Annotated in this window: 16 protein-coding genes; 9 read left to right on the top strand and 7 right to left on the bottom strand. The window is 70.0% G+C overall.

Features of this window, described 5'->3' with window-relative positions:
* Nucleotides 1-31: 31 nt before the first annotated feature.
* From ACZ6WN_RS26400 to ACZ6WN_RS26385, 4 genes are read right to left on the bottom strand one after another with little or no spacing between them, the layout of a single operon-like run.
* On the bottom strand, nt 32-1,657 hold the full coding sequence (locus ACZ6WN_RS26400) for a thiamine pyrophosphate-binding protein (protein WP_465869001.1): 1,626 nt from the start codon (nt 1,655-1,657) through the stop codon (nt 32-34).
* Complete coding sequence (speB, locus tag ACZ6WN_RS26395) at nt 1,654-2,601, bottom strand: agmatinase (protein WP_357338379.1); 948 nt, start codon at nt 2,599-2,601, stop codon at nt 1,654-1,656. Before speB ends, ACZ6WN_RS26400 begins: the two co-directional genes overlap by 4 nt.
* Before the next feature lie 45 nt (nt 2,602-2,646).
* Complete coding sequence (locus ACZ6WN_RS26390) at nt 2,647-4,206, bottom strand: purine-cytosine permease family protein (protein WP_465868998.1); 1,560 nt, start codon at nt 4,204-4,206, stop codon at nt 2,647-2,649.
* Nucleotides 4,206-4,628: a nuclear transport factor 2 family protein gene (locus tag ACZ6WN_RS26385; RefSeq protein WP_465868996.1), complete on the bottom strand. Its 423-nt coding sequence runs from the start codon at nt 4,626-4,628 to the stop codon at nt 4,206-4,208. Before ACZ6WN_RS26385 ends, ACZ6WN_RS26390 begins: the two co-directional genes overlap by 1 nt.
* Nucleotides 4,629-4,821: 193 nt before the next feature.
* Between ACZ6WN_RS26385 and ACZ6WN_RS26380 the strand changes: the two genes are divergently transcribed.
* Nucleotides 4,822-5,751 carry an Lrp/AsnC family transcriptional regulator gene (locus tag ACZ6WN_RS26380; protein ID WP_465868994.1) on the top strand — a complete coding sequence of 310 codons (930 nt, stop codon included), beginning with the start codon at nt 4,822-4,824 and terminating at the stop codon, nt 5,749-5,751.
* A 63-nt stretch (nt 5,752-5,814) separates the two neighbouring features.
* Here ACZ6WN_RS26380 and ACZ6WN_RS26375 read toward each other — a convergent pair whose 3' ends face one another.
* A complete protein-coding gene (locus ACZ6WN_RS26375; RefSeq protein WP_465868992.1) occupies nt 5,815-6,708 on the bottom strand; it encodes a sulfite exporter TauE/SafE family protein in 894 nt (297 codons plus the stop codon).
* Nucleotides 6,709-7,111: 403 nt separating this feature from the next.
* Between ACZ6WN_RS26375 and ACZ6WN_RS26370 the strand changes: the two genes are divergently transcribed.
* The 3 genes from ACZ6WN_RS26370 to ACZ6WN_RS26360 all read left to right on the top strand — a co-directional run bounded on the left by ACZ6WN_RS26370 (nt 7,112) and on the right by ACZ6WN_RS26360 (nt 9,994).
* Nucleotides 7,112-8,458: an HNH endonuclease gene (locus ACZ6WN_RS26370; RefSeq protein ID WP_465868990.1), complete on the top strand. Its 1,347-nt coding sequence runs from the start codon at nt 7,112-7,114 to the stop codon at nt 8,456-8,458.
* A gap of 127 nt (nt 8,459-8,585) precedes the next feature.
* The gene (locus ACZ6WN_RS26365; protein ID WP_465868988.1) at nt 8,586-8,921 is read left to right on the top strand and encodes a DUF1048 domain-containing protein; all 336 of its coding nucleotides are present in this window, start codon (nt 8,586-8,588) and stop codon (nt 8,919-8,921) included.
* 185 nt (nt 8,922-9,106) lie between these two features.
* On the top strand, nt 9,107-9,994 hold the full coding sequence (locus tag ACZ6WN_RS26360; protein WP_465868986.1) for a bile acid:sodium symporter family protein: 888 nt from the start codon (nt 9,107-9,109) through the stop codon (nt 9,992-9,994).
* 3 nt (nt 9,995-9,997) lie between these two features.
* Here ACZ6WN_RS26360 and ACZ6WN_RS26355 read toward each other — a convergent pair whose 3' ends face one another.
* A complete protein-coding gene (locus tag ACZ6WN_RS26355) occupies nt 9,998-10,567 on the bottom strand; it encodes a TetR/AcrR family transcriptional regulator (RefSeq protein WP_465868984.1) in 570 nt (189 codons plus the stop codon).
* 59 nt (nt 10,568-10,626) lie between these two features.
* Here ACZ6WN_RS26355 and ACZ6WN_RS26350 point away from each other — a divergent pair, with 59 nt between their 5' ends.
* Nucleotides 10,627-11,778: an alcohol dehydrogenase catalytic domain-containing protein gene (locus ACZ6WN_RS26350; RefSeq protein WP_465868982.1), complete on the top strand. Its 1,152-nt coding sequence runs from the start codon at nt 10,627-10,629 to the stop codon at nt 11,776-11,778.
* Between the two features lie 37 nt (nt 11,779-11,815).
* Here ACZ6WN_RS26350 and ACZ6WN_RS26345 read toward each other — a convergent pair whose 3' ends face one another.
* Nucleotides 11,816-13,315: an MFS transporter gene (locus ACZ6WN_RS26345; RefSeq protein WP_465868981.1), complete on the bottom strand. Its 1,500-nt coding sequence runs from the start codon at nt 13,313-13,315 to the stop codon at nt 11,816-11,818.
* 283 nt (nt 13,316-13,598) lie between these two features.
* On the opposite strand from ACZ6WN_RS26345, the gene ACZ6WN_RS26340 reads away from it, so the two are divergent.
* Genes ACZ6WN_RS26340 through ACZ6WN_RS26325 form a run of 4 tightly spaced genes read left to right on the top strand, consistent with a single transcriptional unit; the run spans nt 13,599 to nt 17,413 of the window.
* Nucleotides 13,599-14,564 (top strand): ABC transporter ATP-binding protein, encoded by a 966-nt coding sequence (locus ACZ6WN_RS26340; RefSeq protein WP_465868979.1) that lies wholly within the window; start codon nt 13,599-13,601, stop codon nt 14,562-14,564.
* Nucleotides 14,561-15,562: an ABC transporter ATP-binding protein gene (locus ACZ6WN_RS26335; RefSeq protein ID WP_465868977.1), complete on the top strand. Its 1,002-nt coding sequence runs from the start codon at nt 14,561-14,563 to the stop codon at nt 15,560-15,562. The genes ACZ6WN_RS26340 and ACZ6WN_RS26335 overlap by 4 nt, the downstream gene beginning before the upstream one ends.
* A 4-nt stretch (nt 15,563-15,566) precedes the next feature.
* On the top strand, nt 15,567-16,529 hold the full coding sequence (locus ACZ6WN_RS26330; protein ID WP_357340999.1) for an ABC transporter permease: 963 nt from the start codon (nt 15,567-15,569) through the stop codon (nt 16,527-16,529).
* Entirely contained in the window at nt 16,526-17,413 is an 888-nt protein-coding gene (locus tag ACZ6WN_RS26325) for an ABC transporter permease (RefSeq protein ID WP_465868975.1), read from the top strand. The genes ACZ6WN_RS26330 and ACZ6WN_RS26325 overlap by 4 nt, the downstream gene beginning before the upstream one ends.
* The last annotated feature ends 14 nt before the right edge of the window (nt 17,414-17,427 follow it).

Here is a 17,427-nt window from a genome sequence, read left to right as displayed (position 1 = left end):
CCAGTTCAGGGGGGCGGAGTCAGGGGCGGAGTCAGGTGGAGGCGAACATGCGGAGGGTCGTCGGGAGGACCACCACGGCGGGCCCGCTGGTGGTGAAGGTGCCGGCGACGATCTCGCCGACGGTCTCCGGGGTGGCGGCGCGGACGGGGATGCCGAACGCCTCGGCCAGGAGGACGAAGTCGGGACGGGCGAGCTCGGTGGCGGTGGCGGCGCCGAAGGCCCCGGTCATGTACTCGCGCAGGATCCCGTAGCCGCCGTCGTCGATCACCAGCCAGGTGACCTCGGCGTCGTGCTGGCGGGCGGTGGCGAGCTCGGCGATGGAGTACATCGCGCCGCCGTCGCCGGTGACCGCGAACGTACGCCGCCCGGTCCCGAGCGCGGCGCCGATCGCCGAGGGGAAGGCCGACCCGAGACCGCCGGAGGCCTGCGCGGTGTGGAAGCCGCCGGTGCGGGGATCCCACGCCGACCAGGCCCAGTACGCCGCGATGGTCATGTCCCAGAAGGTGTCGGCGTCGTCGGGCACGGCCGCGCGCAGGTCGGCGAGGAGCCGCTGCTCCGCGCCGAGGTCCTGGCCGTCGAGTCGGCCCTGGACCCGGGTACGCAGGTCGGCGGCGACGCCCGCACCGGACCGCCTCGGGGCGGGCTCGGAGCTCTTCACGGGAAGGGCCGCGGCGAGGTCGGCCAGCGCTGCGGCGGCATCGGCGTGGACGCCGAGCACGTCGTGGTTGGAGCCGAGCACCCTCGCCTCGGCGTCCACCTGGATCACCCGGCCACGCGGGGCGAAGGTGCCGTAGTTGCTGGTCACCTCGCCGAAGGAGGTGCCGATCGCGAGCAGGACGTCAGCATCCTCGAGCAGGTCGGTCGTGAACCGGTCCTCGATCCACGCGCCGGCGCTCAGCGGGTGTGCGAGCGGGATCGAGCCGTTGCCGCCGGGGGTCGAGACCACCGGAGCGTCGAGGAGCTCGGCGAGGGCGACCAGCGCCGCCGGGGCGCCGGCGGAGCGGCGTACGCCTCCCCCGGCCAGGATCACCGGCCGCTCGGCCGCGGCCAGCAGCAGAGCGGCCTCGGCGGCGACCTCCGGCCGGGGGCGGCGCGGTGCGGGCACCTCCGCGGCCAGCCCGGTCACGGGCGGGACGGTGACCTCCTCGAGGAGCACGTCCTGCGGGATCTCGACCCAGACCGGTCCGGCAGGGGCCGCCTGGGCGGTGGCCCACGCGTCGGCGAGGACGCCCGGGATCGCGGCCGCGTCCCGGACGACGGCGGTCGACTTGGTGACGTTACGGGCGCTGGCCTGCTGGTCGTCGAGCTGGTGCAGGTAGCCCTTGCGGGCGCCGCCGAGCCCGTCGCGCGGGATCTGGCTCGTGATCATCAGGATCGGCACGCAGGCGGCGTACGCCTCCTGGAGCGCGCCCAGCGCCGTGAGCGCCCCGGGTCCGGTGGAGCAGAAGACGGCCCCGACCTCGCCGGTCGCACGGGCGTAGCCGTCGGCCGCGAAGACCGAGTTGTTCTCGACCCGCGAGGAGACGAAGCTCAGGTCGCTGCGCCGGATGGCGTCGAAGAGGCCGAGCGCGTGCTGCCCCGGGATGCCGAACACATGGGTCGCGCCGAGCGCGGTCAGGCTCTCGACGGCGACGTCACCGCCGTTGCGGCTCCTCACGCCTGACCCGAGTGACGCATCGCGAGCAGCGAGACGAGGTCGTAGGCGACGTGCGAGGCGGCGACACCGGTCAGCTCGGCGTGGTCGTACGCCGGGGCGACCTCGACCACGTCGGCGCCGATCAGGTTCAGGCCCACGAAGCCGCGCAGGATCTCCAGCAGCTCCCGCGAGGTGAGCCCGCCGGCCTCGGGGGTGCCGGTGCCGGGCGCGTGCGCCGGGTCGAGGACGTCGATGTCGACCGAGACGTAGACCGGCCGGTCGCCGACCCGCTTCCGGATCTTCTCGACCACCTCGTCGACGCCCTGGCGGAACACGTCCGAGGAGGTGACGATCCCGAAGCCGAAGCGACGGTCGTCCTCGAGGTCCTTCTTGCCGTAGAGGGGGCCGCGGGTGCCGACGTGGCACAGCGCCTCGGTATCGAGGATGCCCTCCTCGACGGCCCGCCGGAACGGGGTGCCGTGGGTGTACTCGGCACCGAAGTAGGTGTCCCAGGTGTCCAGGTGGGCGTCGAAGTGCACCAGCGCGACCGGCCCGTGCCGCTCGGCGGCCGCCCGCAGCAGCGGCAGCGCGATGGTGTGGTCGCCACCGATCGTCACCAGCCGGGTGCCACCGGCGGTGAGCTCGAGCGCCGAGGCCTGCACGGTGTCGAGCGCCTCGTTGATGTGGAACGGATTCGCCGCGATGTCGCCCGCGTCGACCACCTGTGCCGAGGCGAACGGGGAGACGTCCAGCGCCGGGTTGTAGGGACGCAGCAGGCGCGAGGACTCCCGCACGTGCGACGGGCCGAAGCGGGCACCCGGCCGGTAGGAGACGCCGGTGTCGAACGGAACCCCGACGACCGCGATGTCGGCGTGCTCCACCTCGTCGAGGCGGGGCAGCCGCGCGAACGTCGCGAAGCCGGCGTAGCGGGGGTTCTTGGAGGCGTCGAGGGGCCCGATGGGCATGGGTGGTTCTCCTAGCGGTGTGGCAGGTGTGGCGGGTGGTTCGGGTCAGCCGACGGCGGGGGCGGCGGTCGTCGGACCGTCGTCGACCGAGGTGACCGGGGTGTTCGCGGCTGCCGCGGTCGGCACCAGCCGGGGCCCGTCGGGGCCGTAGGCGTCGCGCGGCTCGGGGAAGGCGACGAGCAGGCCCAGGTAGAGCAGCGCGCCGAGGCCCATCCCGAGCGGGATGGAGATGTCGACACCGCCGGGGACCAGCGGGGCGAACGGACCGACGAACTGGCCGGGAAGGTTGACGAAGGTGAGCGCGACGGCGGCCGCGATCAGCCAGGCCGACAGGCCGCGCCAGTTCCAGCCGTGGGCGAACCAGTAGCGGCCCCCGCGCTGACGGCGGTTGAAGACCTGCAGCGAGTCGGAGTCGTACCATCCGCGCCGGACGTACCAGCCGATCATCATCACCATCATCCAGGGGACGGTGCAGCTGATGATGAGGACGGCGAAGGCGGAGATGCTGGAGACGACGTCGAAGACGAACCGGCCGATGAAGATGACGCCGATCGCGAAGACCCCGATCAGCACCGTGGACTGGACGCGGTTGAAGCGCGGGAAGACGCTGGAGAAGTCCAGGCCGGTGCCGTAGAGCGCGGTGGTGCCGGTCGACATGCCGCCGATCAGGGCGATGAGCGCGACCGGGACGAAGTACCAGCCCGGTGCGATGGCGAGCATGCCGGAGGCGTACGCGCCGGTCGCGAAGATCTCCGGCTCCCGGGTGGCGATGATCGTCATCGTGACCAGGCCGAAGCAGAACGGTACGAGGGTGGCGATCTGGGCCAGGAACGCGGCGGCCATCGAGGATCGTCCCGGCGTCTCGCGCGGGATGTAGCGGGCCCAGTCGCCGAGGAAGGCGCCGAAGCTGACCGGGTTGGACATCACGATCAGCGCCGAGCCGACGAAGGCGGCCCAGAAGCCGGGCTGGCCGAACGCCTCCGAGCCGGAGCCGAACGCACCGGCGTAGCCGGGGTCGAAGTCGCCCGCGAAGGCCGCGATGCCCAGCAGGAAGAGGACGGTCGCGGCGATCACGGCGATCTTGTTGACCAGCAGCATGAACCGGAACCCGTAGATGCACACGATCAGGACGAGCACGGCGAAGAGGCCGTAGGCCAGCGCCAGGGTCAGGTCGTTCTCCGGCAGCCCGACCGCGCGGTGGGCACCGCCGACGAGTACGTCACCGGAGCTCCACACCGAGATCGAGAAGAACGCGAGCGCGGTGAGCAGGGAGAGGAACGAGCCGACGATCCGGCCGTGCACACCGAGGTGGGCCGAGGAGCTGACCGAGTTGCTGGTGCCGTTGCGCGGGCCGAACAGGGCCATCGGGGCGAGGACGACCGCACCGAGGAGCAGCCCGAGGAGCGTGGCCATCAGGCCGTGGGCGAAGGAGAGCCCGAACAGGATCGGGAAGCTACCGAGCACGACGGTGGCGATGGTGTTGGCGCCACCGAAGGTGAGCCGGAACAGGTCGAGCGGGCGGGCGCTGCGCTCGGGGTCGGGGATCGGCTCGACGCCGTGCTGCTCGACCTCGGTGACCTTCGGCGGCTGGGGCTGCGTGCTCATCACTGGCCCACGCTCGGCTGGGCCGACAGGTGCTCGTGCACGGCGAGGAGCTCGCCGTCGACCAGGCGGAACACGATCGTCTCGCGCTCGCGGGTGGTCTCGGCGGGTCCGCCCGTCGAGGTCGTGGTGAGGACGTCGTGGCTGAAGACCGCGGTGTCACCGTGGATCTGGACGAGACGGGCGCTGCTCCGGCAGGACTCGACGCGCCAGCCCTCGGCGACCCAGGCGGCCCAGAGGCGCTGGTAGGCGGCGCGGTCCTCGAGGCGTCGGGGCTCGGTGTGGAAGACGAAGCTGGCCTCGGGAGCGAAGCAGGCGAAGTAGGCCGCGGTGTCGGTCGCGGCGAAGGCGGCGACGAGCCGGTCGGCGGCCTCGAGGACGTTCTCCTCGCGCAACGTGGCTGGTGGGGCGGTGATCGTGGACACCGGGCCTCCTGGATCTGTGGGTCGGCCGAGATCTGCGTCACCTTAAGAGCATCCCGAGCACCGCCGCAATCGTTTCGTTCTTAACCTGGCCGTAATAGCTGTCGATATGTCGGCGATGCCTGGAAGATCCGTCATAATCGGATCAGATCCCTGCCCCAGAGGATCGATCCGACCCTGGAGACGCGCCCAAAAAATGTCGAACGAAATCACGCCCGGCGTCCTCGACGGCACCGATGAGGCGATCCTCGTCCTGCTCGAGCAGGACGGTCGCCTCACCCACCGCGAGATCGCCGCCCAGGTGGGCCTCTCCCGATCAGCGGCCGCCACCCGGGTCCAGCGACTGCTGGGCGAGGGGCACATCGACGTCCGGGGGGTCGTCCATCCCGCGGTCCTCGGGCACGACGTGCTCGCCCACGTCTCGGTCACCGTGAACGGCTCCGCGACCCAGGTCGCTCACGCGGCCGCGGCCCGCGAGGACACCACCCTGGTCTCGATGACCAGCGGCCACCACGCCCTGGTCCTGGAGCTGCGCGCGAAGGACATCGGCCGGATCGACGACGCCCTCGCCGAGGTGCGCACGATCGACGGCATCATCACCACCGAGACCCTGCTCTACACCGAGGTGATCCGCGACGTGGCCGCCCCGGTGGGCCCCGCGCCCGCCGTCGGCTCGCTCGACGAGACCGACTACGCCCTGCTGCGCGCGTTGCAGACGAACGGCCGCGCCTCCTACGTCGACCTCGCCGCGAGCATCGGCCTCTCCCCCGCCGGCACGCGCCGCCGCGTGGTCCGGCTGCTCGACGGCAACGTGGTCCGGGTCGGCGCGGTCGTACGCCACTCGGGTCAGGAGCGGCGTACGGCGACCGGGATCGGGCTCCGCCTCGACGGCGCCGCCCACCGCCCGATCGCCGAGCAGCTCGCCCGGCTCCCGGCGGTCACCTTCGTGGCCCGGACGCTGGGACGCTTCGACGCCCTGCTCACCGTCACCACCGCCACCTCCGGCGACCTCGTCGGCGTCCTCGACCACATCCGCGACCTGGACGGCGTCCGCGAGGCCGAGACCTGGAGCCACCTGAGGTTCGTCAAGGAGACGTACGCCTCGCTGCGTCTGGGATCTGCTTGAGAACCCGGCGCCGAGCTCTCGGCGCCGGCCTCCGGACCGCGGCGACCGACTCCGGGTCCCGGATCAGGCGTTCGCCGGCTCGGGCTCCGACTCCCGTTCCTCGGCGTCGGTCAGCCTGCCCGCCTTGCGCACCGCGATGGCGACGATGACGGCGGCGACGGCGAAGAGCACGCCGTAGGCGGCCACCGACTCGGCGTCGAAGTTCTTCAGCAGCGTACGTCCGTTGGTGACCAGGATGATGCTGCCGACCAGGCCGCCGAGGATGGGCAGCGACAGGTGCTTGACCAGGTAGGCGGCGAACGGGGCGGCGATCACGCCGCCGACGAGGAGGCCGCCGATGATGCGCCAGTCGAGCGCCTCGCCGGCCAGGCCGACCAGGAACCCGACGCTCGCCGAGAGCGTCGTGACGAACTCGGCGGTGGAGACCGATCCGATCACCTTGCGCGGGTGCAGGGTGCCGCTGGAGATCAGCGTGGGCGTGGTCACCGGGCCCCAGCCGCCGCCACCGGTGGCGTCGATGAAGCCACCGAAGAGACCCAGCGGCGCGAGCAGACCGAGCCCCGGGCGACGTCCCGGGATGAAGACCGGCGGCTTGCCGAAGACGAAGCGGGCGATGATGTAGACGCCGAGGACCAGCAGCAGCCCGGCCACCCACGGGGTAGCGCTCTCGGTGGAGATGTTGGAGAGCACGGTCGCGCCGGTGAAGGCGCCGATGCCGCCCGGGACCGCGATCTTCGCCACGACCTTCCAGTCGACGTTCCCGAGCCGCCAGTGGGACACGCCCGAGACGAACGTCGTGCCGACCTCCGCCAGGTGCACCGACGCCGAGGCGACCGCCGGCGCGACGCCGGTGGCGACCAGCAGGGTGCTCGAGGTGACGCCGTAGGCCATCCCCAGCGACCCGTCGACAGCCTGGGCGGCGAGCCCGACGAGAGCGAAAATGATCAGGCGCTCCACGCGAACCTCCTGTGTGGGATCGAAGACCGTGAGATAGTCATGTAACTCGATTTACTATAAATGATCGAATCAACGCTCTGAGACCGTCTCGGAGGTCAGAACGGACGAGCTGTCTTGGGAACCTCGGTGGGGGCCGTGTTTTCGTTTGGGGTTCGCCGCCGACCCGTTCCTTGAGTGTTTCTCGATCGCGCGCCGCGTCAAGGACGCCCTTCGGGCGCCGGCTTCGCCGGTGGCCTGCGGCCATCCTGGACTCGGCACCCGATCGAGAAAGATTTCGCCTGTATCGGGGCGGCGGCGAGGGGTGTGGTGCGGGTTCACGTGTCTTGTTCGCTGAGTGCGTAACCTGGGTCTGAACAGCCTAAATGAGTCGCTTGATGGTGTTCCATCGCATATAATAAGGCGCATGAACGAGACCGTCGATCGCCTCCTCGCTGGGCCACCTCCGGGTGCGTCCGAGGGGGAGCTGGTTGACTGGATCAGCCGTCTCGAAGGGGTCAAGTGCGCCGCTGAGGCCGTTCAGGCAGAAGCTTCGGTACGCCTCGACGAAGCCGTCCGGGCACGCCAGGCCGAGGCCGGTATTCCCACCCGGGAACTCGGCGAGGGAGTCGCCTCCCAGATTGCGCTGGCGCGCCGGGTCTCACCCGAGAAGGGCGCGAAGCTGCTCGGGCTGGCCAAGATCCTGATCGCCGAGATGCCACACACCTTCACACTGATGAAGGCCGGGCAGTTCTCCCAATGGCAGGCCACCATCCTCGCCCGCGAAACCGCCTGCCTGTCACTGGAGGACCGGAGGGTCATCGACCACGACCTCTGCGCCACCGGCCCGAACGGGGAACCGGCCCGGGCGGTGGCGATGGGGTTGCGGCAGCTCGAGAACGCCGCCAAGAAACTGGCGATCACCCTCGACCAGGAATCCGTCGTCGCCCGCGCCGCGAACGCGACCAAAGACCGCCGCGTCAGCCTACGCCCGGCGCCCGACACGATGACCTGGCTCGGCGCGCTACTCCCCGTCAAGGACGGGGTCGCTGTGTTCGCGGCACTGGACCAGGCCGCCAACACAGCCCGTGCCGCCGGTGATCAGCGGACCCGGGGTCAGGTCATGGCCGACACCCTCGTCGACCGGGTCACCGGACGCGAGACCGGTGTGAAGCCTCGGATCGAGGTCAAGATCGTGATGAGCGCCGAAGCCCTCGCCAACACCGACGGCCAGCCGACCCTGGTCGAGGGCTACGGACCCGTCCCCGCAACCTGGGCCCGTGACGCACTCACCGACGCCGAGGTGTTCGTCCGGCGGTTGTTCACCGACCCCGCTGGCCAGCTCGTGGCGATGGAGTCCCGCGCACGGAAGGCCCCCGACGGTCTCGCCGAGTTCATCACCACCCGCGACGGCGGGATCTGCCGCACCAACGGCTGCGACGCCCCGATCCGCAACATCGACCACATCCAACGCCACACCGACGGCGGCACCACCAGCACCGAGAATCTCCAAGGTCTCTGCGTGCGGTGCAACCAAGCCAAAGAGGCCCTCGGGTGGCGGGCCAGACCGAGACCCGACGGCAGCATCATCACCACCACACCCACCGGGCACACCTACATCAGCCCGCCACCCGACACCTGGTCGCCGCACTCACCACCCGTGACGCGGGCACCAGGCTCACCGCCGGACACCCGGGCACCAGATCCAGTGCCCCTGTCACCCGTCGAGCTTAGGCTGCGCCACGTACTGCTCGACCACACCCTCGCAGCCTGAAGACCACGCCCGGCGGAAACTTTCTTCGGATCGGTGCTTGACCTTGACGCTACGTCAGGCCTGCACGCTTCTTCCACAGCCCCAAACACGGGGCCCCGAAACACCAACCGGAAGAAGGAGCACCACCATGAACAACATCCTCACCCGCCTCATCGGCGACAAGAAGGACTGGAAGCGCATGGAAGCCCGCGCCGCCGAACTGCCCGCCGACTACCGCACCGTCTACGCCGAGATGAAGAACTACCTGTGGCGCTTCACCACCGGCGACGGCATGGACATCGTCGCCATCCTGCGCGACATCCTCGACCTGTTCGAGACCGAAGCCGCCGCCGGCCGCAGCGTCCTGGAGGTCACCGGACCCGACCTGGCCGCCTTCTGCGACGCACGGCTGCCCGAGCAGCACGACGCCTACCGGAACAAGCTCCGCGCCAACCTCAACCAGGTCGCCCAGAAGCTCGCATGATCCCGATGATGCTCACCCGCATATCCCCTGTCGCGAGCCGAGAAGGCCGCTCGCGACAGGGGATACGTACCTCGCGGGCCGAAATGTCCGGATAAGACTGTGGTTCACCTCGTCCGCATGGTCCACTGTGACGCACATCTCATACGGACGATCGTGGCGGCTGCCCTGCATGCTGGAGGAACACAGTGAACGACTCGGCCCTGCTCTCGGTCGGCCTCCCCATCGCCTTGGCCATCATCATGTTCGGTCTGGGCCTGAGCCTGACCCCGGGAGACTTCCGCCGGGTCGTACGCACTCCACGAGCCGTGTTCGTGGCGCTCACGCTGCAGATCGTGGTGCTGCCGCTGATCGCGTTCGCGCTCGTCGTGGTCGCGGACGTCGATCCGCTGATCGCCGTCGGGGTGATGCTGCTGGCCGCCTCGCCGGGCGGGACGACGGCGAACCTGTTCAGCCACCTGTTCCGCGGCGACGTCGCGCTCAATGTGACGCTGACGGCGGTCAACTCGGTGCTCGCGGCGGTCACGATCCCGTTGATCACCAACGCCGCGATCAGCTACTTCGACGCGGGCGACACCCTCGGACTGCAGTTCGGCAAGGTCCTCCAGGTGATCGCGATCGTGCTGGTCCCGGTCGGCATCGGGATGCTGGTGCGCAGCCGGTCGGCGACGTTCGCCGCCCGGGCGGATCGTCCGGTACGCATCTTCTCGATCGTCGTGCTGGTCCTGGTCTCGGTCGGCGCGATCCTCGGGGAGCGGGAGAACATCGCCGACTACCTCCGCGAGATCGGCGTGGTCGTGACCCTGTTCTGCTGCGCGAGCCTCTGCCTCGGCTACCTCGGCGCGCGGGTGTTCAGGCTCAGCCAGGAGCAGGCGATCGCCACCTCGATGGAGGTCGGGATCCACAACACCACGGTGGCCCTGACCATCGCCCTCAGCGTGCTCGACAACACCACCGTGGCCATCCCGGCCGCGGTCTACAGCATCGTGATGTACGTCCTCGCCACCGCCTTCGGCTTCCTCATCACCCGCTCACGCGTCGCGCGGCCCTCCGCTCGCCACGACGTCACCACCTAGCACCTACTCCCCCGCGAGCAGCGGGGCGATCCGGTCGACGACCACGTCGATCGGCGCCGTCGACCTGGTGACACGAGCCATCATGATCGCGCCCTCGAGGGAGCCGATGGCCAGCATCGCGAGGTTGTCGGCTTCTCGCCTGGTACGCCCCGAACCGGCGATCAGATCAGCGAGGGCGGCCTGCCACTCGGAGACAATGCCTCCCACGACCGGCCCCAGATCTGCGTCGTGATGAGCCTCCTGCATCGCCGCGCCGATGGGACATCCGGCCGCGAAGTCGGTGTCGACGAGCTGCGCCCGGTAGTGCCGGCAGATGGCGACAAAGACCACCGAGGGGTCGACGCCGGCGTCGGCCGCCTGGCGCAGACTGCCGGTGACGCTCTCCCCCGCCCAGGTGAGCGCATCGGTGATCAGCTCGCGGCGGCCGCCGGGGAAGTGGAATCCCACCGAGCCGCGCGGGCCGTTGCTGTGTGTCAGGACCTTGGCCACCGACGTGCCGGCAACGCCGTGCTCGCGCAGCAGGAGCGCCGCACTGGTGACCATGCGCTGCCTGGTGTCGGTCCGCAACCCCATGTATCCGTTCCTCTGGCTCGCCACTATGCTACGTCGCATAGCATAGCAAAGGAGAAGGCATGCGTGAGCTCAACCTGATCAAGCCCGGCCACATCGCCTGGGTGGAGAAGCCCGACCCGGTGCTGGTCGATCCTGGCGATGCGCTGGTGCGGCCGTTCGTCGCGAGCCGCTGCGACGGCGACGCGCTCCCGCTGCACCTCCACGGGCTCAAGCATCGGGCGATGCAGGCAGCGATGAGGTCGGGAGCCATCGACCCGGTGGTCGCCGACATCATCGGCAAGGAGCCGTTCTCCGGCCCGTTCGGCATCGGCCACGAGGCCATCGCCCAGGTCACCGCGGTCGGCGCGGCCGTGACCGACATGCGGGTCGGCGACATCGTGGTCGTCCCGTGGGCCGTGTCGTGCGGGACCTGCTACGAATGCCGGCTCGGCCTGACCGCGAAGTGCTCGACCTTCGTACCCACGAGTCCGGGCGGGACGCTGTCGTGCTTCGGGTTCGGCCCCATGTCCGGAGCCTGGGGCGGCGTCATCTCCGACGCCCTTCGGATCCCCTTCGCCGACCACATGCTCGCCAAGGTCCCCGACGGCGTCGACCCGCTACGGGTCGCCTCGGCCGGCGACAACCTCACCGACGCCTGGCGCGGCGTCGCTCCGACCCTCGCGCAGCGACCCGGCGGCCGCGTCCTCGTCATCGGCGGCGGCGCCCAGAGCATCGGCCTCTACTCCGCCGGTCTCGCCGTGCTTCTCGGCGCCGAGCGCGTCGACTACTTCGACGATCGCGACAGTCGCCTGGAGATCGCCGAGAGCTTCGGCGCAGCCGTCCACAGGATCGACAGGTCACGCCACAGGTCCTTGATGCCGCGGATCGCTCAGCGCTACGACGTCGCCGTCGAGGCCTCCTCGACCGGCCAGGGCCTGCGAGACGCCCTGCGCGCGCTGCGCCCCGGCGGCATCTGCACCGGCAACGGCTACTACCTGGGCGCCAACACCCTGATCCCGGTGATGGACATGTACGCCACCAGTGCGACCCTCCAGGTCGGCGTCTCCCACGTCCGGCCGTACCTGCCGGAGATGCTCGACTTCATCGCCCGCACCGGTTTCGAGGCCGAGCGCGTCACCAGCCTGCTCGCGGACTGGGACCACGCGATCGAGGCCTACCCGGCACACACCACCAAGGTCGTTCTCCACCGCGACCCGCTCGACCTCTCCTGACGGCCGGTCATCCATGGCCCGCTCGGGCGGGCAGCAGTCAGTCGAGCACGTCCTTCGGCAGCCCGACCTGTCGGCAACCGGCGACCGCGACCTCGGGGCGGCGAGGCATCACCGTGTCCTCGGCATCACCTCGACGCGGGAACGAGTACCAGGCTCCGACCGCGCCGAGCGCCAGCAGGAAGAGGCAGACCAGCGTGAAGGCCACGTTGACCGCACCGACACCGTCGGCCGGAACGCTCGCGGCGAGCACCGCCTCGCCGAGCCCGGGCGGCAGGATCGCGGTGAGGAGGGTGAGGGCGACGGCGAGACTGAGGACGTTGCCGGTGTTCTGCAGCATCAGCCGCGTCGCGTTGACGACACCCAGAGCGTCCTCAGGAGCCCGCTCCAGGAGCACCGTGGCGTTGGTGCCGATGAACAGACCTGTCGCCAGGCCGACGACCGCGAGCGTCCCCATCACCATCCAGGTCAGCTCGAGATGGATCGCGAGCGCGACCAGGGCGACGCCGCACGTACCCACCACCGATCCTCCGGACATGATCTGGTGCGGCGTCCAGCGGCGCGAGAGCCGACCGAGGGTCAGTGAGGCGCTGATCATCCCGACCGGCATCGGCAGCAGCATCATCCCCGCCGTCCCCGGAGGGACGCCGACGACGCTCTGGAAGTAGAGGCTGGCCAGCACGATCAGCGGGAACCTTCCGGCACCCGTGAAGAAGCCCGCGAGAAAGAGCTTCCCGACACGGCGCATGACGACGATGTCGAGCACCGGCGCCGTCGCGCGCCGTTCGACGAGCAGCAGGACCGGGACGAGGACGACCGATCCCACGACACATCCGATCACCAGGGGATGCAGCCACCCGAGGTCGGTCAGCGACGTGATCCCGAGGGTCAGCATCACCACACCGACCATGATCACCAGGTTGCCGGGAAGGTCGAGACCACCGGCCCGCTTCTCCACCACGGGGCGCGGCAGCAGCACCTGTCCCGCGACCAGCGCGATCAGGCAGACCGGCACGTTGAACCAGAACACCCACTGCCAGCCGACGTGGTCGACGATCAGCCCGCCGAGCGTCGGTCCGACCAGGTTGGCGGTGGGGAACGAGGCGGCGTACAGGCCCATCGCACCTCCCAGGGAGGCGCGCGGGAAGGCCTGATGGATGAGGGTGGCGCCGTTGCCGATGAGCACCGCGCCGCCGATGGCGGCGACCACACGAAGGCCGATGAGCACCTCGACGTTCGGAGCGAAGCCGGCCAGCAGGCTCGCCAGCGAGAAGAGGACCAGTCCGCCCAGGTAGAGGCTCCGCTGTCCCCAGACGTCGCTGAGGCGGCCGAAGAGGAGCAGGCAGGCGGTGTTGGCGACCATGTAGGAGAGCAGGAGCCAGCTCCCCTCCGCCGAGCTCACCTCGAACTCCCTGCTCAGCGTCGGCAGCGCCACGTTGAGCGAGCTCGCGTTGAGCGCCATCACCGCGCTGACCAGGCAGACCACGATCAGGGTCGAACGCGCAGCCCCCGTCACTTCGGTGGGTTCGGACCCGCTCATTCCACCTCCTGCGCCGTGCGAGACGGCGCCACCTGCGTCGTACGCCACGGCACGACCCCGCGCCGAGCGGAGTGTCGCGAGAAAGAAAGTCCGATATCCGGATTGTGACCCTTGACACACTCGTTTGGCGACCCAATGATGAATCTCATCCTAGAGCGTGATTCTAGATTGAGCCACCAACATCGGCGACCGACACCGGTCGCGGACACGAACGGGAGGGTCCGATATGAGAGCACCAACTGGGTCCGCGAATCAGCCGCTTCTGCGCATCGAGGACCTCCACGTGGAGTTTCGGACCGGCGGAGGCACGGTCGAGGCCCTCAACGCCGTCGACCTCTGGATCGACGCCGGCGAGACCGTCGCCGTCGTCGGCGAGTCCGGTTCCGGCAAGAGCGTCACGGCGCTCGCCGTGCTCGGTCTGCTGGGCAACGGCCGGGTCAGCGGCGGGCGGATCACCTGGGACGGCAGGGACATCACCGGTGCCGACAACCACGCCCTGCGCAGCGTGCGGGGCAAGGACATCTCGGTGATCTTCCAGGACCCGATGACCTCGCTCGATCCCCTCTTCACGATCGGGCACCAGCTCGTCGAGGCCTACCGGATCCACCACGACGTCTCGAAGCGGAAGGCACGCGAGCGCGCCGTCGAGCTGCTGGATCTCGTCGGCATCCCCGAGCCCGCGACCAAGTTCAAGGCGTACCCCCACCAGCTCTCGGGCGGCCAGCGGCAGCGGGTGATGATCGCCGGTGCGCTCGCCTGCGACCCGCGCCTGCTCATCGCCGACGAGCCGACCACCGCTCTCGACGTCACCGTCGAGGCCCAGGTGCTGGCGCTGATCCGCGACCTCCAGGACCGGACCGGGGTCGGACTGATGCTGATCACCCACGACATGGGTGTGGTCGCCGAGATGGCCGACCGGGTGGTCGTCTTCTACGCCGGGCAGGTCGTCGAGACCGGCACCGCCGACGAGATCCTCGACCGGCCGCAGCACCCCTACACGCAGGCGCTGCTCCATGCGATCCCGCGACGCGACACCCCGCGCGACCAGGAGATGCCGGCGATCCCGGGTGCCGTGCCGGCCCTCGACGAGATGCCCAGCGGCTGCCGCTTCGCCACCCGCTGCTCCGAGGCCGGCCCCGAGTGCGCGGCGCCCCAGCCGCTGCGCCATATCGCCGGACGACAGGTGCGGTGCTGGCGCCCGGACGAGGACCGGGGCGCCCTCGCGCCGATGGCGGAGGTGGCCCGATGATCGTTCCCGGCGCCGCGCCCCTCGTCGAGGCACACGGTCTCGTCAAGCACTTCGGCGACGGCCAGGGGCTCCTCGCTCCCCGCCGGCCACCCGTACGAGCCGTGGACGGCGTCTCGCTGACCATCAGGCGTGGCGAGACCCTCGGCCTGGTCGGCGAGTCCGGCTCCGGCAAGTCGACGCTCGGGCGGCTGATCCTGCGGCTGATCGAGCCGACCAGCGGCTCGGTCACCTTCGACGGTCACGACATCGCGACGCTGTCGAAGAGCAGCCTGACGCAGCTCCGCAAGCGGATGCAGCTCGTCTTCCAGGACCCGTTCAGCTCGTTCAACCCGCGGATGACCATCGCGCAGGTGCTGACCGAGCCGATGGTGGTCCACGGCATGAGCGACAGAGCCGGCCGGATCAAGCGCGCCAAGGAGCTGCTCGACCTGGTCGGCCTCCCCTCGTTCGCGCTGGAGCGCTACCCCCACCAGTTCTCCGGCGGCCAGGCGCAGCGCATCGGGATCGCCCGAGCACTCGCCACCGACCCCGACCTCATCGTCTGCGACGAGGCGGTCAGCGCACTCGACGTCTCCGTCCAGGCACAGGTGCTCAACCTGCTCAAGGAGGTCCAGCGCGAGCTCGGGCTCTCCTATCTCTTCATCGCGCACGACCTCAACGTGGTGCGCTACATCTCCGACCGCGTCTGCGTGATGTATCTCGGCAAGCTCGCCGAGGTGGCCCACGCCGACGACATCAGCGAGCGGCCCCGACATCCCTACTCACAGGCCCTGATGGCGTCGATCCCCTCCCCCGACGCCCACCGCCAGCTGCGTACGCCGCTCGCCGGTGAGATCCCCAGCCCGCGACGGCCCCCGTCGGGCTGCCGGTTCCACCCACGCTGCAGCCAGAGCATCGACGGCTGCGACCGCGACGAGCCGGAGCTGCTCACCATCGGCAGCCCGAGCGACGCGCGCAGCGTCGCCTGCCACCTCTTCGACCCCACTTCCGCGAGGTGATCGCATGCTTCTCTACGCCGGACGACGCCTGACCTACGGCCTGCTCGTGCTCGCCCTGGTCGCCACTCTGGTCTTCCTCATCATCCGACTGATCCCCGGCGACGCCGTCCGGCTCCAGCTGGCCGACGCCCCGGGCGTCACCCAGGCCCAGATCGACCAGCGCACCGCCGAGCTCGGCCTGGACAAGCCGATCCTGACCCAGTTCGGCCACTTCGTGGGCGGGCTGGTCCAAGGCGATCTGGGCGACTCGTTCGACGACGAGCGCCCCGTCACGACCAAGATCCTCGAGCGTCTTCCCGCCACCCTCGAGCTCGGGCTGCTGGCCATCCTCTTCGGCATCCTGCTCGGCGTGCCGTTCGGCATGCTCTCGGCGATCCGGCATCACAGCGTCGTCGACAACGTCATGCGCTTCCTGGCGGTCATCGGCATGTCGCTGCCGAACTTCTGGCTGGCACTGCTCCTGATCACCTTCCTGGCCCTCTGGTTCGGCTGGTCCCCACCCCTGGTGTACGCCTCCCCCACCGAGGACCTCGGACAGAACCTGATCCACATGCTGCTCCCGGCGATCGCCCTGGGGGCGGCGACCATGGCGAGCATCGCCCGGATGCTGCGGTCCTCGCTGCTGGAGGTGCTCGGCTCCAACTTCATCCGCACCATCCGCTCCCGCGGCGCCTCCGAGCGCGTGGTCGTGCTCAAGCACGCCGGCCGCAGCTCGCTGATCCCGGTCTTCACGGTGCTCGGTCTGCAGGTCGGTCACATCCTCGGCGGCACCGTCATCCTCGAACGGATCTTCGCCATCCCGGGGATGGGGTCCTTGATCTTCGAGGCGGTCGGGCAGCGCGACTACCCGGTCATCCTCGGCTGCGTCATCGTCTACGGCGCCATCTTCATCCTCGTCAACGTCGTGGTCGACCTGCTCTACGCGGTCATCGACCCGCGGATCCGTTACGAAGGAGCCTCCGCATGAGCATCGCCATCTCCGGGATCGCGCGGGCAGCGCGCCGACCCCGGCCCCGCAGCGGCCTGGTCCGGTTCACCAGGGAGCAGCCCCTCGGCGCCATCGCCCTGTTCCTGATCACGCTCTTCGTCGTGGTCGCCGTCCTGGCGCCGTGGATCGCGCCGTACGACCCGCTCGCCCAGGACCGGGTCAACCTCCTCACCGCCCCGGGGGTCGGGGGTCACCTCGCCGGCACCGACGAGCTCGGCCGGGACGTCTTGAGCCGCTCGCTCTACGGAGCCCGGACCTCCCTGCTGATCGCGGTCGCCACGCTCGCGCTCGGCGGTGCGATCGGCCTGGTCATCGGCGTCGTGTCCGGCTACTTCGGTGGCACCTGGATCGACTCGGCGCTGCAGCGCGTCATGGACGCGCTGATGGCGATCCCCTCGATCGTGCTGCTGCTCTTCGTGGCCGCCCTGCTCGGCCCGAGCGTACGCAACACGGTGATCGCCCTCAGCCTGCTGGTGATCCCCTCGATCAACCGCGTCGCCCGCGGCGAGATGCTCCGCATCCGCGAGGAGCCGTATGTCGAGGCGGCCCGCTCGGTCGGCTGCGGCACCCCACGGATCCTGATCCGCTACGGGCTGCCCAACCTGATGGCCCCGCTCTTCGTCATGGGCTCGCTGCTCTTCGCGGTCATCCTCATCGCCGAGTCCGCCCTCAGCTTCCTGGGCATCGGCACCCCACCGCCCACACCCTCCTGGGGCCGGATGCTGAGCGAGGGCCGCAGCCAGCTCGAGATCGCCCCGTGGATGACCGTCGTCCCCGGCCTGATCCTCTCCGTGTCCGTCCTGGCGTTCAACCTGCTCGGCGACGCCATGCGCGACTTCCTCGACCCCAAACAGCGCCGCTAGCCCCATCCCACCCA

The sequence above is a fragment of the Nocardioides sp. NPDC054178 genome (assembly GCF_055585005.1).
Note: the sequence above shows the minus strand (reverse complement) of the source record. Positions and strands in the feature narration are given on the sequence as shown.